The sequence below is a fragment of the Alphaproteobacteria bacterium genome (assembly GCA_019746225.1).
Classification (GTDB): domain Bacteria; phylum Pseudomonadota; class Alphaproteobacteria; order Paracaedibacterales; family VGCI01; genus VGCI01.
In genome coordinates, this window is sequence record JAIESE010000020.1 from 36,993 (window position 1) to 58,563 (window position 21,571).

Annotated in this window: 21 protein-coding genes; 11 read left to right on the top strand and 10 right to left on the bottom strand. The window is 45.5% G+C overall.

Annotation, left to right across the window (positions count from 1 at the left end):
* Positions 1 to 8 precede the first annotated feature (8 nt).
* A complete protein-coding gene (gene asnB, locus K2Y18_03840; GenBank protein MBX9804868.1) occupies positions 9 to 1,943 on the top strand; it encodes an asparagine synthase (glutamine-hydrolyzing) in 1,935 nt (644 codons plus the stop codon).
* 21 nt (positions 1,944 to 1,964) lie between these two features.
* Here asnB and acnA read toward each other — a convergent pair whose 3' ends face one another.
* Entirely contained in the window at positions 1,965 to 4,664 is a 2,700-nt protein-coding gene (acnA, locus tag K2Y18_03845; protein MBX9804869.1) for an aconitate hydratase AcnA, read from the bottom strand.
* Between the two features lie 543 nt (positions 4,665 to 5,207).
* Between acnA and K2Y18_03850 the strand changes: the two genes are divergently transcribed.
* Positions 5,208 to 6,182: a hypothetical protein gene (locus tag K2Y18_03850; protein ID MBX9804870.1), complete on the top strand. Its 975-nt coding sequence runs from the start codon at positions 5,208 to 5,210 to the stop codon at positions 6,180 to 6,182.
* 50 nt (positions 6,183 to 6,232) lie between these two features.
* On the opposite strand, the gene K2Y18_03855 is transcribed toward K2Y18_03850, so the two are convergent.
* From K2Y18_03855 to K2Y18_03890, 8 genes are all read right to left on the bottom strand, one after another.
* Positions 6,233 to 7,375 (bottom strand): ribonuclease E/G, encoded by a 1,143-nt coding sequence (locus K2Y18_03855; GenBank protein MBX9804871.1) that lies wholly within the window; start codon positions 7,373 to 7,375, stop codon positions 6,233 to 6,235.
* Positions 7,376 to 7,382: 7 nt separating this feature from the next.
* On the bottom strand, positions 7,383 to 8,177 hold the full coding sequence (locus K2Y18_03860) for a metal ABC transporter permease (GenBank protein ID MBX9804872.1): 795 nt from the start codon (positions 8,175 to 8,177) through the stop codon (positions 7,383 to 7,385).
* Positions 8,170 to 8,907 carry a metal ABC transporter ATP-binding protein gene (locus tag K2Y18_03865; protein ID MBX9804873.1) on the bottom strand — a complete coding sequence of 246 codons (738 nt, stop codon included), beginning with the start codon at positions 8,905 to 8,907 and terminating at the stop codon, positions 8,170 to 8,172. The genes K2Y18_03860 and K2Y18_03865 overlap by 8 nt, the downstream gene beginning before the upstream one ends.
* Before the next feature lie 343 nt (positions 8,908 to 9,250).
* Positions 9,251 to 9,727: a hypothetical protein gene (locus tag K2Y18_03870; protein ID MBX9804874.1), complete on the bottom strand. Its 477-nt coding sequence runs from the start codon at positions 9,725 to 9,727 to the stop codon at positions 9,251 to 9,253.
* Between the two features lie 23 nt (positions 9,728 to 9,750).
* Entirely contained in the window at positions 9,751 to 10,236 is a 486-nt protein-coding gene (gene dut / locus K2Y18_03875) for a dUTP diphosphatase (GenBank protein MBX9804875.1), read from the bottom strand.
* A 15-nt stretch (positions 10,237 to 10,251) separates the two neighbouring features.
* Positions 10,252 to 11,004 carry a bifunctional demethylmenaquinone methyltransferase/2-methoxy-6-polyprenyl-1,4-benzoquinol methylase UbiE gene (ubiE, locus tag K2Y18_03880; protein MBX9804876.1) on the bottom strand — a complete coding sequence of 251 codons (753 nt, stop codon included), beginning with the start codon at positions 11,002 to 11,004 and terminating at the stop codon, positions 10,252 to 10,254.
* A 26-nt stretch (positions 11,005 to 11,030) separates the two neighbouring features.
* Positions 11,031 to 11,438, bottom strand: a complete 408-nt coding sequence (locus K2Y18_03885; protein MBX9804877.1) for a VOC family protein — start codon at positions 11,436 to 11,438, stop codon at positions 11,031 to 11,033.
* On the bottom strand, positions 11,431 to 11,781 hold the full coding sequence (locus tag K2Y18_03890; protein ID MBX9804878.1) for a hypothetical protein: 351 nt from the start codon (positions 11,779 to 11,781) through the stop codon (positions 11,431 to 11,433). Before K2Y18_03890 ends, K2Y18_03885 begins: the two co-directional genes overlap by 8 nt.
* 92 nt (positions 11,782 to 11,873) lie before the next feature.
* On the opposite strand from K2Y18_03890, the gene prfB reads away from it, so the two are divergent.
* Positions 11,874 to 12,990 (top strand): peptide chain release factor 2 gene (gene prfB, locus K2Y18_03895; GenBank protein MBX9804879.1). Its coding sequence is split into 2 segments (ribosomal slippage): positions 11,874 to 11,942 and positions 11,944 to 12,990, totalling 1,116 coding nucleotides; the frame shifts between segments, so codons are not numbered across the junction.
* 66 nt (positions 12,991 to 13,056) lie between these two features.
* Entirely contained in the window at positions 13,057 to 13,317 is a 261-nt protein-coding gene (locus K2Y18_03900) for a hypothetical protein (GenBank protein ID MBX9804880.1), read from the top strand.
* A gap of 14 nt (positions 13,318 to 13,331) precedes the next feature.
* On the opposite strand, the gene K2Y18_03905 is transcribed toward K2Y18_03900, so the two are convergent.
* Positions 13,332 to 14,273: a zinc ABC transporter substrate-binding protein gene (locus K2Y18_03905; protein ID MBX9804881.1), complete on the bottom strand. Its 942-nt coding sequence runs from the start codon at positions 14,271 to 14,273 to the stop codon at positions 13,332 to 13,334.
* A gap of 163 nt (positions 14,274 to 14,436) precedes the next feature.
* Between K2Y18_03905 and K2Y18_03910 the strand changes: the two genes are divergently transcribed.
* The 7 genes from K2Y18_03910 (at position 14,437) to dnaQ (ending at position 21,064) form a co-directional block, all read left to right on the top strand.
* A complete protein-coding gene (locus K2Y18_03910; GenBank protein MBX9804882.1) occupies positions 14,437 to 15,216 on the top strand; it encodes a hypothetical protein in 780 nt (259 codons plus the stop codon).
* A 610-nt stretch (positions 15,217 to 15,826) separates the two neighbouring features.
* Entirely contained in the window at positions 15,827 to 16,858 is a 1,032-nt protein-coding gene (gene hemE, locus K2Y18_03915) for a uroporphyrinogen decarboxylase (protein ID MBX9804883.1), read from the top strand.
* Positions 16,855 to 17,847 carry a ferrochelatase gene (hemH, locus tag K2Y18_03920; GenBank protein MBX9804884.1) on the top strand — a complete coding sequence of 331 codons (993 nt, stop codon included), beginning with the start codon at positions 16,855 to 16,857 and terminating at the stop codon, positions 17,845 to 17,847. The genes hemE and hemH overlap by 4 nt, the downstream gene beginning before the upstream one ends.
* Before the next feature lie 12 nt (positions 17,848 to 17,859).
* Entirely contained in the window at positions 17,860 to 18,303 is a 444-nt protein-coding gene (gene hemJ, locus K2Y18_03925; protein MBX9804885.1) for a protoporphyrinogen oxidase HemJ, read from the top strand.
* Positions 18,304 to 18,320: 17 nt separating this feature from the next.
* The gene (rho, locus tag K2Y18_03930; GenBank protein ID MBX9804886.1) at positions 18,321 to 19,592 is read left to right on the top strand and encodes a transcription termination factor Rho; all 1,272 of its coding nucleotides are present in this window, start codon (positions 18,321 to 18,323) and stop codon (positions 19,590 to 19,592) included.
* Positions 19,593 to 19,773: 181 nt separating this feature from the next.
* Complete coding sequence (coaE, locus tag K2Y18_03935; GenBank protein ID MBX9804887.1) at positions 19,774 to 20,382, top strand: dephospho-CoA kinase; 609 nt, start codon at positions 19,774 to 19,776, stop codon at positions 20,380 to 20,382.
* Entirely contained in the window at positions 20,375 to 21,064 is a 690-nt protein-coding gene (gene dnaQ, locus K2Y18_03940; protein ID MBX9804888.1) for a DNA polymerase III subunit epsilon, read from the top strand. The genes coaE and dnaQ overlap by 8 nt, the downstream gene beginning before the upstream one ends.
* The last annotated feature ends 507 nt before the right edge of the window (positions 21,065 to 21,571 follow it).

The window sequence follows — 21,571 nt, forward strand, 5'->3', positions numbered from 1 at the left end:
AAAAACATATGTGTGGCATTACGGGATTTTGGTCATTTACATCTAAATTATCTGACTATTCCTTTGATCGGATTGCTCAAGAAATGGCGGATCAACTGTCAAGCAGAGGGCCAGATTCAAGCGGCGTGTGGTGGGAAAAGGAAGCTCATTTAGCCTTTGGACACCGACGCCTTGCAATTGTTGATTTAACCGAAACGGGTCATCAACCGATGATCTCTTCCTCAGGACGCTTTGTGATCACCTATAATGGAGAAGTTTATAACGCTCCAGAAATTCATGAAAATCTGATCTCTAAAGGATACACTTTTCGAGGGACTTCAGACACAGAAGTTATTTTAACGGCGTGTGAAGCCTATGGTGTTGAAGAAGCAACGAAACAGCTCATCGGAATGTTTGCGTTCGCATTGTGGGATGCACAAGACCACAAACTTCACCTTGTTCGGGATCGCCTCGGCATTAAGCCCCTATACTGGGGGATACATCAACAAACCTTGTTCTTTGGGTCTCAAGTCAAGAGCTTTCGCCCCCACCCCCTTTGGCGCCCTGAACTGAATAGAGATGCGTTGCCCAACTATTTTCGGTTCAATTATATCCCCGGCCCTGCGTCCATTTATAAAGACATTCAAAAATTGCCTCCGGGATGTATTGCGACCATTGAAGGGCAAAATAAAGTATCGGTAAAGCCTTATTGGACGATGAATGAGGCAATTCAAGGAGGTCAATCTCACCCTTTTCAATCTCCTTCCGAGTGGGTTGATCAACTGGACACTCTCTTAAAAGATGCTGTCAAGCGATGCATGGTCTCGGACGTTCCCATAGGAGCCTTTCTGTCAGGCGGTATCGATAGTTCAACGGTCGTTGCTTTAATGCAAAGCGTCAGCTCAACCCCTGTTCAAACCTTTAGCATTGGGTTTGATGAAGAGGGTTATAATGAAGCAACTCATGCCGCAGCCGTTGCGCGTCATCTTGGAACGCACCATCACGAGCTCTATTTAAAATCAAGGGAGGCTTTAGATATCATCCCCACCATACCACAGTGGTGCGATGAGCCTTTTGCAGACCCATCCCAAATTCCAACCTTTCTCGTATCACGCCTCGCCCAAAAGCACTTAAAGGTTTGCTTATCTGGGGATGGAGGGGACGAGTTTTTTGCAGGCTACAATCGCTATTTTCAAGCCAACCAGCTGTGGAAATGGGTATCGCCTTTGCCACTTCCTTTACGGAAATTGTCAGCATCAGGAATCAAACTCTTATCCCCTTCCCAATGGGATTTTTTGGCCAACTTCATCCCAGGAAAAAAGAGTCATCCCATGGTGGGGGACAGAGCCCATAAACTGGCAAGCTTGCTCGTCTGTCCCGATCGTAGAAACCTTTACCTCAACCTCATCAGCCTTTGGAATAACCCAACAGATCTGGTACCAGGTGCCAAAGACCAACTCTCTTCACTTTGGATTTCAGATTCAACAAGTTCGAAGAATTCCTTTATTGAAGAGATGCAATACCTCGACAGTGTGACCTATCTGCCGGACGATATTTTATCAAAAGTTGATTATGCCAGCATGGCCGTCAGTTTAGAAAGTCGTGTGCCCTTGCTTGATCATCGTGTCGTTGAGCTCTCATGGAAAATTCCTCTTGAGCTGAAGCTAAAACATCCCCAAGGGAAATGGATTTTGCGCCAAGTATTGAAGAAGTATGTTCCAGAATCCCTCACGGAGCGCCCAAAGATGGGATTTGGTGTTCCCATAGATCAATGGCTGAGAGGGGCTTTGCGCCCCTGGGCGGAGGAGCTTTTATCGGAAGCATCCTTAAGCGATTCTGGCCTAAATTCCATCCCTATTCGCCATCGGTGGGCCGAACATGTGTCAGGCACCCGAAACTGGCAGTACTCCCTTTGGTCCATCCTCATGTTCCAGGCTTGGAGGAAGTCTGTGGGAACAACATAGATTTTTTACGAATTCGAATTCTCATCCATCCTTCGACAACCCCCGCAAGACATATGGCAGAATCCCACCATTGCGGAAATAATCCACCTCGTCTTGTGTGTCGATGCGGCACAAAAGTGTATGACTACTCACTTGACCATCGGGTCTCGTAATTGCGGCTGTAACGGTCATCCCAGGCTTAATATCTCCGCTCACCCCTGTAATATCAATGACCTCATCCCCTGTAAGGCCAAGGGTTTTGCGACTTTCGCCATTAAGAAAAGTGAGGGGCAAAACGCCCATGCCAACCAAGTTGGAGCGATGAATGCGCTCAAAGCTCTCGGCAATCACTGCTTTTACGCCCAGCAAAAGAGGGCCCTTTGCAGCCCAATCCCGCGAAGATCCCGTCCCATATTCTTTCCCTGCAAACACGATGAGCGGCGTTCCTTCTTCTTGATATTTCATGGCCGCTGTATAGATGGGCAACACTTCAGCCGCAGAACCGTTGCGCGCAAAATATTTGGTGAGACCCCCCGTTGTTCCGGGGAGCATCTCATTACTCAATCGGATGTTGGCAAAGGTCCCGCGCATCATGATTTCATGATTTCCGCGACGCGCCCCATAACTGTTGAAGTCATTAATGGGAACGCCGAAGTGTTGAAGATACTCCCCAGCGGGACCATCGGTTTTAATGCTGCCTGCCGGAGAAATATGATCCGTCGTCACGCTATCCCCCAGCACAGCTAAAATGCGCGCACCTTTAACGTCTGATAATTTTCCAAGCGTCGAGGTGATCCCCTCAAAGTAAGGGGGGTTTTTGACGTACGTACTATTGTCTTTCCAAGAATAAGTGAGGCTGGCCTTTTCTTGAATTTTCGCCCAAGCGTCGTCCCCTTTAAACACATCTGCATACCGTTTGCGAAACATTTCAGGCGTTAAGAATTGATCGATGGCCTGTTGAATTTCAGCATCTGTTGGCCATACATCTTTAAGATATACGGGGTTGCCATCGGTGTCATGCCCAAGAGGTTCTGTGGTCAAATCGATGAGCATGGATCCCGCCAACGCATAGGCAACAACAAGGGGGGGAGAGCATAAGAAATTCGCTTTCACATGAGAATTAATGCGCCCCTCAAAGTTTCGATTCCCCGAAAGAACAGCGCACATCGTCAGGTCATGAGACTCGATGGCTTTTGCAATTTCGGGGCTCAAGGGGCCTGAATTTCCGATGCACGTTGTGCATCCATATCCCACCAAATTGAACCCCAAAGCATCTAAATCTTTATCCAGCCCAGACTTTTCCAAATAGTCTGAGACCACTTGAGATCCAGGAGCCAGGGACGTTTTTACCCAAGGTTTTGGAAAGAGTCCTCTTGCTCGAGCCTTGCGCGCCACCAGACCTGCCCCCAGCATGACAGCGGGATTTGAGGTGTTCGTGCAGCTGGTAATGGCCGCAATGACAATGTCTCCGTGATGCAAGGAATACTCCTTACCATCGATGGGATAGGATTCATGGGCGTGTTTATGCTCATCCTGTAACGCCGTTTGGCACGCGGATTTTGCATCCGATAACAAGACTTTATCTTGGGGTCGTTTTGGACCCGCAATGGTGGGAAGAACCGATGCCAAATCCAGGATCAAGGTTTCTGAAAATTGAGGGTCTGGGGTCGATTCATCTCGCCACAACCCTTGAGCCTTCGCATAGGCTTCAACCAAGGCGATTCGGTGCGGCTCGCGCCCTGTGAATTTTAAATACGCGATGGTTTTCTGATCAATAGGAAAGAACCCGCACGTTGCCCCGTATTCTGGTGCCATGTTCGCAATCGTGGCGCGGTCCGCAAGACTTAGCGCATCGAGGCCCTCACCATAAAACTCCACAAATTTCCCAACCACACCCTTGGCGCGCAACATGTTGGTTACGGTTAATACCAGGTCTGTTGCGGTTGCGCCTTCTGGGAGTTTGCCCGTCATTTTAAAGCCCACAACTTTGGGAATCAGCATCGACACAGCCTGGCCCAGCATAGCAGCCTCAGCCTCAATGCCGCCGACGCCCCATCCAAGAACCGCCAAACCATTCACCATGGTGGTGTGACTGTCTGTTCCCACAAGGGTGTCAGGATAAGCAACTTGCCGCCCCGACGCATCCTCAGATACCCAAACCACTTGGGCCAGATATTCAAGATTCACCTGATGGCAAATGCCGGTCCCCGGGGGAACCACTCGAAAGTTCTGAAAGGCCTCTTGGCCCCACCTCAAAAAAGCATAGCGTTCGTGATTGCGTTGATACTCCAGCGTCACATTGTGAGAGAAAGCCTCTGGTGTTCCAAAAACATCCGCCATCACAGAATGGTCAATAATTAAGTCTACCGGGATCAACGGATTAATAAGGGTTGGATCGCCCTTCAAGGTCGTCATCGCATCCCGCATGGCCGCCAAGTCCACAATAGCCGGAACGCCTGTAAAATCTTGCATCAAAACGCGCGCCGGGATGTAGGCAATTTCCGTGGAATCATGGCCATTACTTATGCTCTGCACCGCGGCTCGAATATCATCAAGCGTGACACGCTTTCCATCCTCATGGCGCAACAAATTCTCAATCAAAACTTTTAAAGAATAAGGGAGATGGTTGAGTGATGGGAGGCCTGCCTGTTCCGCTGCGAGCAAGCTGTAATAATCATACTCTTGTCCCAATACTTTGAGGGTGCGACGAATGTTTAATGAATCTTGTCCAACGGCCGTCATGAAAAGTTCTCCCTGAAGTGGCTATGGATTAAGGGTAGCTTGATTTAAAGAGGATGACAAGAGAGGGGGGGTCTCCAAAGCTTCGAGGGTATTAACGTTAAGGGACAAAGATCATCTAACGGCTGTATTTTACCTCTCCCCTTGTGGGAGAGGTCGCAACACGCCGAGACGAAGTCGAGGCATGGTGCGAGTGAGGGGTGTGTTTCTACAAATAGGATGATTTGCTAATATTCTCGAATAATAAGTTATGGCTAAAACCTTTTCAATCCAATATCACCCCTCACCCGACCTTTACGCTTTCGCTCAAGGTCGACCTCTCCCACAAGGGGAGAGGTAAAATACAGCCCATAAATATTGAGCTATATCAGAAGCAATATAAACTTTCGTCCTAGTATCCATCACTTTTTATTAACACCCCCCCATCTCAGAAGCCCCACTAGCGTATTTATACGGTATTGCACAGCAAAAAAAGTAATGTATATAGATGTATCTCACTTTTTCAAATAAGCATTTATACTTAGTCACCCAATAAAGGAACACAAGATGTTTAATTTTAAAGCAAATATTATTTTAGGGTGCGCCCTAGCGCTCCTGTCGAACGCAACTTATAGCGGAGAGGTTCCAAAAGAGAGTCTTGCAGATAACCCCTTGTCCTCGCTTCGAACATCTTCTCTCAAACATCTACCTCGTGGGGAAGAGAATGAATCAAGTCCTGTCTTTTCAAAGGAGACCAAAGAGAATAATGGCGTCTTTCCCAGAGAGATATTTGAGCGCCTTATCAGATTCTCATCTCAAAAAAAGGCTAAAAAGGCTTTGGAAAAGATTAAGGAATTGTCCCTGAACAACAGGACTATGCGCAAGGCTGTCCTTCGTACAGGTCACCTAAAACCAATAAACACTATGGAAGATTCCCAGCTCATAAACCTTCTCATAGACTGCGGCAACAATCTGAGATCACTGGATTTGAACTTCTGTAGACATAGCACCGCCGAGGCGGCCCTTATCACAGTATCCCAGAATTGTCGGAACCTGACCTCACTGGAGCTGGAGGAATGTTACATGATCACCCCCGAGACTCTCATCGCGGTATCACAGAATTGTCGGAACCTGACCTCACTGGATCTGGAGGAATGTTTTCAAATCACCCCCGAGACTATCATCGCGGTGTCACAAAATTGTCGGAACCTGACCTCATTGAATCTGAGGGGATGTGACCAGATCACCCCTGAGGCCCTCATCACAGTGTCACAAAATTGTCGCATACTGACCTCACTGGATCTGAGTTTCTGCCGCCTGATCACCCCAGAGGCCCTCATCGCAGTGTCACAGAATTGTCCGAACCTGACCTCACTGAATCTGAGGGGATGTGACCAGATCACCCCTGAAGCCCTCATCACGGTGTTACAGAATTGTCGGAACCTGACCTCACTGGATCTGGCTAGTTGTAAAAAGATTACTGGAAAGACTATACGCAAAATTAAGAAAATAAGGCCTGGCATTGAAATTTCTACATTTTAGAACACACTATATTTAACTTTATAGGGTCTATAATTTTGTGCTGCCCACAGTCACGCGGGAAGTGCCAAATTGACACTCTCCCCAAGGGGCAAACGCCTTTTGGGAAGTCGTGTTTCCACCCATCCCAGCTTTGACCACCCAAAAATATCGAGCGGTAAATGAGCCATGTCCGCGTGCTTCAAAAGGAGGGATTTCAGAGAGTCTCGATCTTGAGGGGAAGTTTCACTGCCCATAAAATCAATGATGATGTTCCCCCCAAGATGCCGACATTTTAAGTGTTGAATGATGACGGGAATCGCTTCTTTGTTCGTCTGGCGAGCATCTTTATCCCCTTGGTTAACATCAATCACAACAGCAGCGGCTGTAACATCGATGACGATATTTCCTCCACTAGGTAAAGGGACAACATCTTGAAAAAGGGAGTCCCAAAAATCCTCTAGACCATAATCTTGGAACAAAGTTAGATGGTGTTTTAACACGTTCGGCAATAAGTCTGGCCGATGGACTATTAAAAAATCCCTGACCTCTTTCAGGATAATATCATCATCCACCAAAATGGTATTTTGCTCTTGAGGATCCAAATCACGCATCCATCGTTGGGACATCGGCAGGGCATCATAAGGGGTGAGGCAAGGCGCCTTATTCGATAGCTTTTCAATCTCAGAGACCCTTTGATGCAAGAGCGAAATCTCAGCTTGAACATCCTCGAGGGGAGCATGGGCAGCCGCCTCTCTCAACGTGATTGGGGCATCGGGCGAGAAATGGGTGCGAAAGTGATTCCTCAATTGTGGATCTTGAATTTTTGACGAGAGGAGGAATTTTTTCTGATAGGGATGCAACAAACTATACCGCCCTCCCAGCGTAATTTTGCACGTTAAGAGAGGCCCTTTGTGCTCCGTTCCTTTATCTGGAATCGCTTCACGCCGCACTTGCACAAGAATGGCTTGACCTACAATGGGTTTTGGAAAAGATGGTTCTTGGGGCAAAAGACCGACACCATGATCGCCTAAATTTATGAAAGAATGGGAAGATTCAACACGGCTGACGCGCCCCCAATAAATTTGATCCAAGCGTGCAGAGGGTACAGATTTTGAAGCATGCTCCTCAATATCCACATCCAAAATCTCACCATTCTTGAGATACGCAACGCGTTGAAAGTGATCTTGTTTGCTGATGAAAATCTTTACCGGCATTTATATCCTATCGGGCACGGGCAACAATTGACCCGAGAAACAACAACAGACTGCAGACAACGATTGTTGGACCTGACGGGGTGTTGAAAGCAATCGCTGCAAGCAACCCTGAAGCTATGCCCAAAAAGGCGGCAGCCATCCCTATAAATGCCATTTGTTCCGGGCTTCTTGCAAAGCGTCCAGCGGTGGCTGCTGGCATAATGAGAAGCGCTGGCATCAAAAGCGCCCCAACAGCTTTTAAGGCAATAGCGACCGTCAGGGCCAATATCACCATAAAAGCGGCGCGCACAACCCCAACAGAAACGCCGGCGGTTTGGGCGAGTTCCTCATCCAACGTCAAGAGCAGAAGCTCGCGCCATTTCCAATAAAAGAAGGCAGCAACCAAGAGAGCGCATCCATAGATCCAGAAGAGATCTTGCAAGCGAATCGACAAAATATCTCCCACTAGATAACTTTCTAAATCCACGTTGGAGCCACTTTTGGAGAGCGCCAAAAACCCTAAGGCCAGGGCGCTATAGGAAATGATCCCAAGCCACGCATCGGCGGATAAGTGTTGGCGGCTATGGGTTTTAGCGAGGATGGTTGCGCATAACAAACAAACACCGACAATGCCGATGTTGATGTCGATGTGAAGGACGATGCCAAGGGCAACGCCAAGAAGGGAGGAGTGGGCCAAGGCATCTCCAAAAAATGCCATACGACGCCACACAAGAAAGCATCCCAACGGCCCGGTTGTGAGCGCAAGTCCAAACCCTGCCAGAAGTGCTTTGCAAACCAAGGGATTAAAAAATAAATCAGTCATAATCACAAGCTCCGTCGTGGCGATGATCGTGGTCATGTTTGTAAGGGGCTACGAACAACTGCAAATACATAGGATCAGCTGTAACCTGGCTAGGGTGCCCTGAACAGCAAATATGGGTGTTAAGACAGACCACCTCATCACTGGCAGCCATCACCAAGTGAAGATCATGGGAAACCAGCAACACCGCACATCCGCGGTTATCCCGAATCTTGGCGATGAGCTGATAAAGCTCCTCTTGACCCAAGACATCAACCCCTTGCATAGGCTCATCCAACACAAGCAAATCTGGAGAGATTAGAAGCGCGCGCGCCAACATTACCCGCTGCAGTTCCCCCCCAGAAAGAACCTTCAATTGGGAGTGTTTTAGGGCAAGAGCCCCAACTTCTTTCAAACAGGAATCAATTAAAAAGCTAATTTTCGAAAGACTTTCTTTGCTGGCTAAGCTTAAAAAGCGCTCCACGGTCATGGGCAATGTGGGGTTAATGTCCAATTTTTGAGGCATATAGCCAATTTTGAGGCCTGGTTTGCGGGTCAGCGCACCCGAAGAGATGGGGATAAGATCCAGCAGCACCTTTAACAACGTCGTTTTGCCCGCGCCATTGGGTCCGATCAACGTCATGATTTTGCCTGGCATCAAGGACAATGACACATCCTCAAGGATCACTTTTTCGCCTGCAGGAGTGGGGCGTCGAACCCATACATGATCTGCGCTAATAAGGGGTGTTGCCATCAACAAACTTCTTTCTCAAAAAAAACAGGGCCCAATGTTAGAAAAAGACGAATAAAATCAAGACCAACAAGGGAACTTAAAGTCATCTTAGAGCACGCCAAGCTCGCCAAATCAAGAAAAATTTCGTGGATATAAGCAAATAGCTTGCACCTTACCAATAAGCCGGATGTTGATATTTCCACGCTCGCAAACCGTTTGGAATTCCTGTACTTTACCTCTCCCACAAGGGGAGAGGTAATGAACAGCCCTTAGAGAATCATTGTCAGTTATTGTTAATACTCTCAATAAGTTAAAATAATGAGGTTTAAAGGGCTGAAGCAGTGAATCAGGGGGCACAAGGAACCTACTTAAACTTCTCTTCGTGAGGATAGACACCCCATATACAGCGGCGCTTGATCCAGCCGCGATGGCCATGCACGTCCACGCGGCACCAATCATTGCGACACTCAAGGAGTTTGCCCAAAACTCCGGGTTCAAGGTGGGCAAGGATTGCTGAATTTTCTTCTGGGTTCTTATACAGCTTTCGTTGCTTTTGTTGAACAACGGCGGTGCGTTTCCCGCAAAGCAGGCTTTTATGAACCCACCCTTGGGTTCCTTGCCAGTCGCGAATTTGCCGCCATGTATCGAATTCTGCGATTATTTCAACCGGAAATCCTGGGCGCACAAACGTCCATTCCGTCGGGTAGTTATTCCCTGGCCCCACATGCAGATTCACTGTTTTCGCCCGAAGAGAGGCAAATCGCGGTAACGTTAAGGGGGAGGGTCCACAAGGTTTTAAAGGAACCGCAAACGCTTCCCCAATCCCTAAGATCAATAACATAAATATTAAACCATGCTTCATGCTTATCTTGTTCCTGTGGAACCAAATCCACCAGCCCCACGGTCGGTTTGATCCAAACTTTGTTTTTCATCCCAAACGATCGAGGTCACCGAAGCGATAACCATTTGGGCAAATCGCATGCCTCGGGTAATCGTCACAGCATCTGGTCCATGATTGATCAATATCCCCTTAAGCTCCCCGCGATAGTCTGCATCCACCGTCCCTGGAGAATTTAGAATTGCCAAGCCATTTTTGGCAGCTAAGCCTGACCGCGAGCGAATTTGAGCCTCAAACCCTTGGGGAAGCGCGATCGAAACACCCGTCGGAATCACTTGCCACTGCCCGGGCTCAATCAGCACATCTTGCTCAACTGCGGCATAAAGATCCAAACCCGCACTGAGAGGAGTACCATAAGAGGGGAGGGGCAAATCAAGCCCGTGGGGAAGGCGTGTGAGGCCAACTTTCAATCGATGATCTGAAGATTCTTGATGGGCACCTAAAGTTGACATGGGATTTATCCTTTATTATTGTTTGATACCTGTATGAATACACGATATACCATTACACAAATTTTGCCAATTCACTGTTGAAAAACCAGCGGATTTGATCATCTCGGCGAGGGTTTCTTGGTCTGGAAATTGACGTATACTCTCCACCAAATACTGATAAGCATCCCGGTCTTTTGCAACATATTCTCCAAGAGTGGGCAGAACCTTAAAGGAATAAAAATCATAGATTTGCTGCAAGGGAGGCATAGTAATATGGCTAAACTCCAAACACACAAATTTTCCGCCTGTTTTTAGAACGCGAAACGCTTCCGCCAGTGCTTTGTCGATATGTGTCACATTTCTCAGACCATAAGCAATTGTATACAAGTCTTGCGAGTTATCCGCGACGGGTAGATTTTCGGCGTTTCCACAAACCCAGTTGATGCCTTTTCCAGGAAGTAGCCCCTGGTTAATCGCCCGATCTCGCCCGACTTCAACCATGGCGGATGTCAAATCACACACGGTGATCTGGAGATTTAAGTGAGGATAGGTTTTTGCAAGACGAAACGCAATGTCTCCGGTTCCTCCTGCCACATCAAGGACACGGCTGTTTTGAGCCAGAGTCAAATCCATCACCATATGATCTTTCCACAATCGATGAATCCCTAAGCTCATCAAATCATTCATCAGATCATAATTTGAGGCCACGCGCCGAAAAACATCCATAACACGCTTGGTTTTCTCTTCAAACGAAACGCCTTCAAATCCAAAATGTGTCTGCTCTGTCATACCTTGGCGCCTCACTCTAAATTACTTTATTGCCCTTCGGGCTGATATCCATGAAAACATGCCTCAATGCGCCAACCGTTGGGGTCAATGATAAAGGCTCCATAATACCCGGGATGATATTCAGGCCGCACACCCGGAGCGCCATTATCCTTACCCCCCAGAGCTACGCATTTTGCATACCAATCTTGAACGGCTTTCATATTTGGCGCCAGAAAAGCACAATGGACACCTCGGGCTCGACCCACGTCTTCCTCCTCACTTCCCATATCGCTAATCCAAAAGGAAGGCTTGGCATCTTTGCCATATCCTGCAAACTTCCCCTCCGGAATATCGAAACTCATGAGGCGTTCGCACCCAAGCAAAGCTAAGGTCTGATCGTAGAAATTGAGGCTCTGGTCAAAATCTTTTACAGATAGGGAAAAATGATCAAGCATGGGAGTGTTCCTTACTAAACAAAAAATCATCGATAACTTCCATACAAATTTCTTGATATGGCTGATCTTTGTCAATGCATTTCTTGAGCGACTCAATGGCATCCTTGATTTCTATGCTCAAGGATTCGTCCACATTTTCTCCCTCTTGAGGCCAGGAAGCATCTCGCATGGCCTTATCCGGCCAACGTGAATAAGCAACCCACTCTCCCTCCGCTGTTTTGTGAAGACACGAACCAAGCGCGCCTCGATGCTCGATGAAATATTGTGCGATTTGACGCCAGAGCCTTTTATACTCTGCTTCAACACCCTGATGCACATGCCCTTTATAAATGACCGCAAACATCTTTAGCCTCCCTTTCTGAACACAACCATTGCACAAATCCTGGCTTGCCGTTAAATCTTAATGTTAACTACATAGACGAGGAGTGTGCCTTTATGCGAGCAGAAATTGAATCCATGGTCAAACAAATTGAACAAAGTCTTTCTTTGTTACGGAGGCATCTTTGACTGGGACCAAGCGCTCCTTCGACTAGAATCTCTCAATCAAGAGGCTGAATCCCCCGACCTTTGGAACAATCAAGCAGCCGCCCAAAAGCTCTTGAAAGAACGGGATGCGTTGCAAACATCCATTACACGCATTCAAAACTTACAAAAACAATTGACCGATAATGTGGAGCTCATCGACCTTGCTGAATCAGAAGGGGAGATAGCCATTATCCTTGAGGCGGAAACTCAGCTGGCAAGTTTGCACAAAATTGCCGCCCGTCTTCAATTGGAAACTTTGCTCTCTGGAGAAGCGGATAGTAATGACTGCTTCCTTGAAATTAATGCGGGCGCTGGGGGAACCGAGGCTCAAGATTGGGCCTCCATGCTGTCGCGCCTCTATAGCCGCTGGGCAGATTCCAAGGGTTATAAAATTGAAATTTTGGAAGAGAGTCCTGGGGAAGAGGCAGGCATAAAGTCCATTACTTTAAAAATTATGGGACATCAAGCTTACGGATGGTTGAAAACAGAAAGTGGGGTCCACAGATTGGTTCGCATATCCCCCTTTGACTCGAATGCCAGACGCCATACCAGCTTTGCCTCTGTCTGGGTTTTTCCCGTGATTGATGACTCCATCGATATTGCCATCGAAGATAAAGACTTACGCATTGATACCTATCGGGCTTCAGGTGCGGGCGGACAGCACGTCAACAAGACAGAAAGTGCCATTCGCATCACCCACATCCCCACGAATATTGTTGTGCAATGTCAAAACGATCGTTCCCAACACCGCAATCGCGCTCAAGCCATGTCCATGTTAAAAGCAAGACTCTATGAACTTGAACTGCGTAAAAAAGAAGAAAAGCTCATGGCCCAAAGTGCCGGAAAAACAGACATTGGGTGGGGACATCAAATCCGCTCCTATGTCTTGCAGCCCTATCAAATGGTAAAAGATACCCGCACGAGTGTTGAACGTGGAAATGCAGCGGCCGTGTTGGATGGCGATATTGATTGCTTTCTTGAAGCTGCCCTTGCGATGCGGATTGGCGGCATGGATCAGACAGGTTAAGAAACTCCAGAGGACTTGATTTTCAGGTGTTTTATTCTATTTTATAGAGTAGAAGGAGATTGTATCATGCCTGCTCTTGCACATCAATTGTCTTACACGTCACGGGATGCCTCACAAGAAGACACTGGAGTTCTTCGTACGTTAAAAAAGAAAGTCAGAGAACGCTTTTCCAGGGTATCAAAACCCGTAGGCCATCTCGGAGGGGCAAGCCCGGAGAACCACAAAGCCTTAAAAGATCATCTTGATCCATTAGATTGGGAACGAGATTTAGAATACTGGCCAAAAAAGGGCAGCACCCACGAAGATATGGAAATCCAAATCGGTTAGGACTTTTCTTGAGGTTACTTTAATCCCTTTAAAAAGGAGGCGGCAAGGTTGCGCATCATCAGAAAATAAGCCTCCCTATCTGCTTTTAGACCAATCCCTAAATAGTCGAGTGCTTCAATCCGCGCGTTCGTATTATCCATGAGCGTGGTAATTTTATCCGTTGAGAATTGGGGTTCAGTAAAGACACACTCTACGTTATTGTTCTGAATATAATCAGAAATTTGCAAGAAATGTTGGGCATTAAACCCGTAATGACTATCCCCCATTAAAGCCCCAATCGCTTTAGTTTTAAAGTGACGATCAAAATACTGGGTTCCGTCATGGTAAACCACATAAGGCTTATCTCTTACCGGTGCTAACAGGGCTTGAAGTTCTGTGTCTAGTTCCTCAAGCCGTTTAATCATTTCTTTTGCATTTTCAAAGTATCTGACCTCATGTTGAGGATCAATGATCGAGAGCGCTTCTGCAATACCATTTACAATGACGATCGCGTTCTGGGGATCCAGCCACAAATGACCATCGGTTGAATGATCATGATGGTCATGGTGGTGAATTTTACCCCCATCATCATATTCATGAGAATGATCATGGCTTCCCCACAATCCTCCCTGACGTAAGGGATATATCTTCATACCGGGAATGCTCTGTAGGGTGATCACCCGTTGACAGCTTTTTGCGCTTTCTATAACCCGTCGCAAGGGTGTTTCGTAAGAGGGGCCAACCCAAACAATGACTTTAGCCTTTTGAATTTGTCGCACTTCATTTGGAGCAAGGGGCTGCGTGTGGGGAGACCGTTCTCCAGTCATTAAAAGAGTGGGGAGTTTCACGCCAGCCATCACACCAGCAACGAGAGAATGGATCGGCTTAATCGTAACAACAACATTGGGAACAGCAGCCCTCGTGTTGAAACAGAACCCAAGGACCACGAAAAAGTAGAAAATAAAACGACACTTCATGGTATTAAGCAGTAGGGGAATCCTGAAGAACTGTCAAGAAAATCCCAAAATTAAAATCAATGAAATATTTTACTAAAAGTTTAATTAGCACATTGACTCTGCGCCAAAAGTCGCACAGGATTGGAATTGAAGTCCAATTTCTGTACCAAGAGGAGTGTAATTAATGATTTGTCAGTTTAAAAAGTTAAGGCTTAGTGCCATTTTCGTTGCCATTTTGACGGGATTAGCCCCAGTTGAAGCATCTACATCAACCACAACGACGGGGTATCCAGGTCGAACACAAGGCACATCATTAGGCTTGGGTGTTGGGGTAAAATTCCTCAATTTAAAAAATATTTCAACCATGACGACATCCGCCGCGGTTCCTGTCACGACGCGTTCATATGACGCCTTTGCTAACGCTTCAAGCCCAACAATTAGCGTTTATGCACGCCAATACACGCCTAACCTCATCTTTATTCCAAGCTTTTTTGGATTTGAATTTGATTATTTAACAAACCTAAAGAAAAATCCCCTCTATTTCAATTTTAACGGCTCACCACAAGGGGATACTGGATACTCTTATAAAGAGAATTGGGACGCCCGTGCCATGTTTGGTGTTCAATTAGGGTGTTGGTCTCAGCTCGATTTCTGGGCTCAAGTCGGCTTACAAGTCACCTACTTTGAGTATGAGGGGATCACAAAACAACCTAATGGTGTCGTAAACCGCTTTAAGTTGGATAACAACTTGGCTCTTGCACCCGCTGGTGGCCTTGAAATTCGCTATTCACAGCCTTGTTTGATCGGCAATAGGGTTGTGACTGATTTCATTCTAGGTTGGACAGCTGGCTATCGAAATGCCTTCAAGGTATTAGGCACTGCTGCCAACGCAAATTCATATACAATGGCGATGAGCTCTAACTTTAGCCACACCATTAATTTGAAAGTGATGTTCCGATTCTAATTTTGACCTAATCACACCAAAAAACCCTTGATGGCAACTTGCTCTCAAGGGTTTTTTTGTGACTCCCCGCTGGCTGCATGTCAACATATAGCTTCTATTTTGAGACGTTTCATCATCCTATCTCCCCATGTTCATTGGCTCCTGACATCGACCCGTATTAGAAACTCGGTAAGGATAAGTGCACTTAAAATATCAAAGAAATGATGGTGCAAGATCTCTAGGGCATCCTTGTGGGTAACCTTGTGCATAAGATGAAGTAAACTGACCTCTGACAAGGGGACAATACACACATCCCCACTCCTTTTCTTATTTCTGGGGATAAGAGGGGATAACTCTTCAGGTTATAAGCATCTTTTGCCCTTGTGGGTAGAGTTCTACACACCCCCCTAGAAGTCGGATTTATCCACAAAAGAGCTCACAAATGACTTGCATTATATTTTGTTATTATTCAATATATTATATATTTTTCCCCGTTATTTTTTCGCCTTTTATCACTCCTTAAAACTCTGTGGATATCTTGTTTAGAGAATTGTGTCCCCATAATTCACACCCATCTACTACCACTACAACTACCTTTATTAATTAATACAATTGTGATTATGTAGAGCACATGAAGCTAGTTTTAAATACCCTGCAAGGAAATAAAAATTCAACGCCTCCCATTTGGCTTTTACGTCAAGCGGGACGATATTTGCCTGAGTATCGCGAATTGCGAAGAAAAGTTCCCTCCTTTATGGACTTTTGTTTCCATGAAGACTATGCAACACAGGTAACCTTACAGCCTTTGCAACGGTTTGAATTAGATGCAGCAATCCTTTTTAGCGATATTCTTGTCATCCCACACGTCCTTGGTCAACGTGTTCAAGTGATCGAAAAAATAGGACCTGTCTTGGATCCACTGCCTTCCCCCTTTTTTGAACAGGCAAAAGATATTGATCTCAATGAGGCCTTAGAAATTCCGTTAAGAATTCTTACAAATATTCGAAGAAAATTACCGTCAACAAAGACTGTTATTGGCTTTTCAGGAAGTCCATGGACGATTGCGACATATATGCTTGAGGAAGGAAAATCAACCTCCTTTAAAAAAATTAAACATCTTCTTGAGTCAAGAAATCCGATATTTACACAAACAATGGCGGTATTGGAAGAGTCTGTCGGAACGTTTCTCTGTGCACAAATAACAGCAGGGGCTGATGTTATTCAAATATTTGATTCTTGGGCAAAGGCTGTTCCTGAACCCCACCAAAAAGAATGGATTGTTGATCCGATACGAAGGATAATTTCTCGCATTCGTGTTGTCCACCCCACGACGCCGATCATTTACTACGGGAGAGGTGTTTCAGAACTTTATCCGCAGATTGTGAATGATTTTTCTAACATTGCCTTCGGTGTCGATGAAAGTGTTCCCATTTCTGTGATGAAGGACAAGATTCAAAAACTCGGGCCTGTACAGGGAAATTTAAGTCCCCAGATTTTGGTGGAAGGCGGTGAGGTTATGAGAAATACTGTAAGAGAGCTTTTGACGACTTTTCAAGAAACTCCTTATGTGTTTAATCTTGGTCATGGTATTGTTCCCCAAACCCCCGTACATCATGTGGGTGAGTTAGTAGATCTTGTTAAGGGAAACGAAATTTTAAGATGACCCAATCCCCCCCACCCCGTCCAGAAAGGCTTGCAGTGGTTTTGATGAATTTGGGCGGGCCAGATACACTTGATGCCGTTCGCCCCTTTTTGAAAAATCTTTTTTCAGATCCAGCAATCATTACGCTTCCATGGCCGTTGAGGGCTTTATTAGCCTGGTTTATTTCTCGTGTACGTACCAAAAAAGCGAGAAAAATTTATCAACAAATGGGGGGTGGATCTCCTCTTTTAGCGAACACACGGGCGCAACAAATTCTGCTGCGTGATCGTTTGCGAGACCAACTCCCCCATAAAAAAGTTGATGTTTTTATTGCGATGCGGTACTGGCATCCCTTTACATCAGAAGCAGTATCCCTTACAAAATCCTTCCAACCGGATCAGATTATTTTACTACCTCTGTACCCTCAATATTCTACCACTACGACAGGATCGAGTTTTTTGGAATGGCACAAGTCTGCCAAGGAAAATGGACTGAACGCCTCAACGTGGGAGATTCGGTGTTACCCTCAAGATGAAGGTTTCATTCATGCGCATGTGGATTTATTGCTCCCCTGGATTGACAAAGCGACCGTACATGGAAAACCCCGTATTTTATTTTCTGCTCACGGTTTACCCCAAAAAGTAATCGATGCAGGTGATCCTTATGAGGTTCAAATTCATGAAACCGTCTCAGCAATAATGAAACAAGTACCCTCTGGAGTGGAGCATGTTGTGTGTTATCAAAGCAAGGTTGGTCCCATGAAATGGTTGGAACCATCCTTAGAGCAAGAGGTGATACGGGCAGGAAAGGAGAAAGTTCCTGTTATTGTTGTTCCTGTATCCTTTGTGTCAGAACACTCAGAAACACTTGTAGAATTGGATCGAGATTATCGCACCCTTGCAGAGTCTCTGGGGGTTCCGTTCTATGGTCGCGTTCCAACATTGAGCGACCATCCCTCCTATATCCAAGCTCTTGCAGGGCTTGTAAGTAGGGAATTAAATCAAAAATAAGGGGTATAAACCATGTACGATTGGCTTGTTGATTCAGAAGTATGGATAAAAGTGATCCATGTTTTTTTTGTTATGGCATGGATGGCGGGTATATTCTATCTCCCACGGCTCTTTGTCTACCATGTGGGCGTGTCCCCAAAATCCGAGGCTGCACAACTGTTTTGCGTCATGGAATATCGATTGTATAAGATCATTATGGTGCCGTCGATGCTTTTATCCTTGGCATCTGGTATTTTTCTTGCTATGATTCAGCAGACGTGGTCATCAGGGTGGTTTCATCTTAAATTGACCGGGGTTATTTTTCTGGTAATTTTTCATCATTTGTTAAGTCACTGGAGAAAACAATTAGCCACAGGGACGTGTACACGCACTGCTCTCTTTTTCCGAATCATTAATGAGGTGCCCGCACTTTTATTGATCATTATTATCATTAGTGTTATTGTCAAACCGTTTTAGCTTTATCAGGGAAAATCATGCAATTACAGGAACTTAAGCGCAAACCGCCAGCAGAACTATTGGCGCAGGCAGAAGAATTAGAAATTGAAAACGCCAGTGCATTACGCAAACAGGATTTAATGTTTGCGATTTTAAAAAAATTGGCAGAAAAAGATGTTCCCATCTTTGGGGACGGGGTTGTCGAAATCCTCCAAGATGGTTTTGGATTTTTGCGCTCTCCAGAGTCAAACTACCTTCCGGGGCCAGATGATATTTATGTATCCCCTAGCCAAGTGCGCCGTTTTGGCTTGCGTACCGGTGATACAGTCGAGGGGCAAATTCGAGCCCCCAAAGACAGCGAACGTTATTTTGCCCTCCTAAAGCTCAATACCATCAATTTTGAGCCACCAGATAATATTAAATATCGCATCAACTTTGACAACCTCACTCCTCTTTATCCGGAGAAGCGGTTGACTCTTGAGGTTGAAGGCGAAGGCAATGTTTCCAATGGCAAAGACTTTACCCAAAGGGTCATTGATCTTGTTGCGCCATTAGGAAAAGGTCAACGTGCGTTGATTGTGGCGCCTCCTCGAACTGGTAAAACCGTTATGTTGCAAAACATTGCCCACTCTATTGCGACCAATCATCCAGAAATTTATCTCATTGTTCTTCTTATTGATGAACGACCAGAGGAAGTCACGGACATGGCGCGTTCTGTTAAGGGCGAAGTTGTTTCTTCAACTTTCGATGAACCTGCTTCACGACACGTTCAAGTTGCTGAAATGGTCATTGAAAAGGCAAAGCGTCTTGTTGAACAAAAACGAGATGTTGTTATCTTGCTTGACTCCATTACCCGTCTGGGGCGGGCCTACAACACGGTTGTACCATCTTCTGGTAAGGTTTTGACAGGTGGTGTTGATGCGAACGCCCTACAGCGTCCTAAGCGCTTCTTTGGAGCCGCACGTAACATCGAGGAAGGTGGATCTTTAACGATTATTGCAACCGCCTTGGTCGATACGGGATCTCGTATGGATGACGTGATCTTTGAAGAATTTAAAGGAACCGGTAACGCTGAAATTATTTTGGATCGTAAGCTTGCGGATAAACGTACCTTCCCATCCATTGATATCACCAAGTCAGGCACTCGTAAGGAAGAACTTCTGATTACTGATAAGGCTGAGCTGTCCAAAATGTGGGTCTTGCGCCGTATTCTGAATCCAATGGGTACTGTCGAAGCCATGGAATTCTTGCATGATAAGTTGAAATACAGCAAGAGCAACACTGACTTTTTCGAGACTATGAATTCTTAAGGCCAGGGTGCTGGAAATAATATTATGTCATTGCGAGGAGCGAAGCGACGCGGCAATCCATGTATTTAAATATGAACTACATGATTCTTTTTGTTGCCCCTGGATTGCCGCGTCGCTTCGCTCCTCGCAATGACCGCTTAATTTATTCACCTAACCACTTTTTCCTAAATGGATTTACTTCATGATCATTTTAGGTCTAACGGGGTCGATGGGGATGGGAAAGTCAACAGTCACTAAGATGTTGCGCCTTGTCTTTCATGTTCCTGTATGGGATGCGGATCAGGGTGTGCGGGACCTTCTGGCCACAGATCTCGACCTGATTGCAGAAATTAGAACCCTCTATCCTGAAGTCATGGTCTTAGGGAAGATTGATCGATCTCTTTTACGCAGCCGCGCCTTTGAAGACGAGGCGTGCCTCTCCACTTTAGAGCGCCTCATTCATGAACGCGCTTTTTCCCTTGCCCTTCAGTTTCTTGCAAAAATGCGACATCTAAAGGTTCCTTTGTGTGTGCTGGATGTGCCATTATTGTTTGAGGTGGGTTGGGATGAGCTTTGTACTCATACAGCTGTGATTTATGCCCCTCCCGCGATTCAACAGGAACGTTTATTAAGGCGTGCCGATCTGAACGAGACGCGAATCCAGCATATCTTGCGTCGCCAATGGACCAGTGAGGAAAAAAGAGCGAGGGCTACATATGAAATTCAATCCGGACTCTCAAAGAGAAATACTTTTCAACAACTTGACAAAATAATCACTGAAATAAGTAAAGAGAAACTTCAAGATGCGTGAAATTGTTTTAGACACAGAAACCACAGGACTCGACCCCGCAGATGGCCACCGAATTATCGAAATCGGTTGTGTGGAGTTGTTCAATTATCTGCCCACAGGTAAGGTCTATCATACCTATATTAACCCTGAACGAGATGTGCCCCAAGAAGCCTCCGCCATCAGTGGTATCAAGACAGAATTCTTGAAACCATTTCCCCTATTTTCCGCGATCGTAGAGGAATTTTTAGAGTTTATCGGTGATGATAAGCTCGTTATTCACAATGCCTCTTTTGATCTAAAATTCTTAAATTCAGAGCTCGGGCGCTTAAACCACCCCCTTCTTTTACCCCACCGGGCAACGGATACCTTGAAAATTGCCCGAGCCAAATTCCCAGGATCCCCGGCGAGTCTTGATGCTTTGTGCCGTCGTTTTGAAATTGACTTGAGTAGTCGCTCAAAGCACGGAGCCTTGGTGGACTCCGAATTGTTAGCCAAAGTGTACCTTGAACTTGTGGGGGGGCGTCAGACGGCATTTTCTTTTGGGGGAAAGCCATCCACTGAACAAGTATTGGAAAAATCCGGAAATGCCGTGGCAACATTGCGACCCTCCCGATCTGCACGTCCCCACCAGGCCACGCCTGATGAAATCTTAGCTCACAATGATCTTATTGGGACTATTAAAGGAAGCTTGTGGAAGCGTTAAATGCGTGAGAAAAAATATCTGAAACATCCTATGCCCATAGAGTTAAACGAATTAAATCATTAAAGAAAAAAATTCGAACACCTTAATTAGATAAAACCCACAATTTCATTTATAAAAAATTCATATTTATTAAAATTTATTTTGTATATTAAATATATTTTTTTATTAACTAAAAAATTAAATTTTGTTGACTGTTCTGTTTATAAGTTTTACAAATTATAACTTAATATAGTGTTTTATAATTATATAAAAATACAAAATTCAATATATAAAAATTTATAAAAAAGTGATAATTAAATATGTTAAGATACCAATGTATTTTAAAGGCAAGTTATATTCTGTATTTTGGAATATTCACCCCCCTAGTGACTGCACCTATGTATTCTATGGAAAATGCTCCCCAGATGCCTTCTCAGCAGGGCTTTTTTGGTGAAGCGATAAGAATAGCATCAACAATAATGAGTCCAATGGGAACTCCAATGGGAACTCCAAGGGGAAGTAAAGAGA

What these genes read in the sequence shown, in the direction of transcription:
- asnB (MBX9804868.1), top strand. Translation starts at nt 9, where the DNA reads ATGTGTGGCATTACGGGATTTTGGTCATTTACATCTAAATTATCTGAC.
- acnA (MBX9804869.1), bottom strand. Translation starts at nt 4,664, where the DNA reads ATGACGGCCGTTGGACAAGATTCATTAAACATTCGTCGCACCCTCAAA.
- K2Y18_03850 (MBX9804870.1), top strand. Translation starts at nt 5,208, where the DNA reads ATGTTTAATTTTAAAGCAAATATTATTTTAGGGTGCGCCCTAGCGCTC.
- K2Y18_03855 (MBX9804871.1), bottom strand. Translation starts at nt 7,375, where the DNA reads ATGCCGGTAAAGATTTTCATCAGCAAACAAGATCACTTTCAACGCGTT.
- K2Y18_03860 (MBX9804872.1), bottom strand. Translation starts at nt 8,177, where the DNA reads ATGACTGATTTATTTTTTAATCCCTTGGTTTGCAAAGCACTTCTGGCA.
- K2Y18_03865 (MBX9804873.1), bottom strand. Translation starts at nt 8,907, where the DNA reads ATGGCAACACCCCTTATTAGCGCAGATCATGTATGGGTTCGACGCCCC.
- K2Y18_03870 (MBX9804874.1), bottom strand. Translation starts at nt 9,727, where the DNA reads ATGTTATTGATCTTAGGGATTGGGGAAGCGTTTGCGGTTCCTTTAAAA.
- dut (MBX9804875.1), bottom strand. Translation starts at nt 10,236, where the DNA reads ATGTCAACTTTAGGTGCCCATCAAGAATCTTCAGATCATCGATTGAAA.
- ubiE (MBX9804876.1), bottom strand. Translation starts at nt 11,004, where the DNA reads ATGACAGAGCAGACACATTTTGGATTTGAAGGCGTTTCGTTTGAAGAG.
- K2Y18_03885 (MBX9804877.1), bottom strand. Translation starts at nt 11,438, where the DNA reads ATGCTTGATCATTTTTCCCTATCTGTAAAAGATTTTGACCAGAGCCTC.
- K2Y18_03890 (MBX9804878.1), bottom strand. Translation starts at nt 11,781, where the DNA reads ATGTTTGCGGTCATTTATAAAGGGCATGTGCATCAGGGTGTTGAAGCA.
- K2Y18_03900 (MBX9804880.1), top strand. Translation starts at nt 13,057, where the DNA reads ATGCCTGCTCTTGCACATCAATTGTCTTACACGTCACGGGATGCCTCA.
- K2Y18_03905 (MBX9804881.1), bottom strand. Translation starts at nt 14,273, where the DNA reads ATGAAGTGTCGTTTTATTTTCTACTTTTTCGTGGTCCTTGGGTTCTGT.
- K2Y18_03910 (MBX9804882.1), top strand. Translation starts at nt 14,437, where the DNA reads ATGATTTGTCAGTTTAAAAAGTTAAGGCTTAGTGCCATTTTCGTTGCC.
- hemE (MBX9804883.1), top strand. Translation starts at nt 15,827, where the DNA reads ATGAAGCTAGTTTTAAATACCCTGCAAGGAAATAAAAATTCAACGCCT.
- hemH (MBX9804884.1), top strand. Translation starts at nt 16,855, where the DNA reads ATGACCCAATCCCCCCCACCCCGTCCAGAAAGGCTTGCAGTGGTTTTG.
- hemJ (MBX9804885.1), top strand. Translation starts at nt 17,860, where the DNA reads ATGTACGATTGGCTTGTTGATTCAGAAGTATGGATAAAAGTGATCCAT.
- rho (MBX9804886.1), top strand. Translation starts at nt 18,321, where the DNA reads ATGCAATTACAGGAACTTAAGCGCAAACCGCCAGCAGAACTATTGGCG.
- coaE (MBX9804887.1), top strand. Translation starts at nt 19,774, where the DNA reads ATGATCATTTTAGGTCTAACGGGGTCGATGGGGATGGGAAAGTCAACA.
- dnaQ (MBX9804888.1), top strand. Translation starts at nt 20,375, where the DNA reads ATGCGTGAAATTGTTTTAGACACAGAAACCACAGGACTCGACCCCGCA.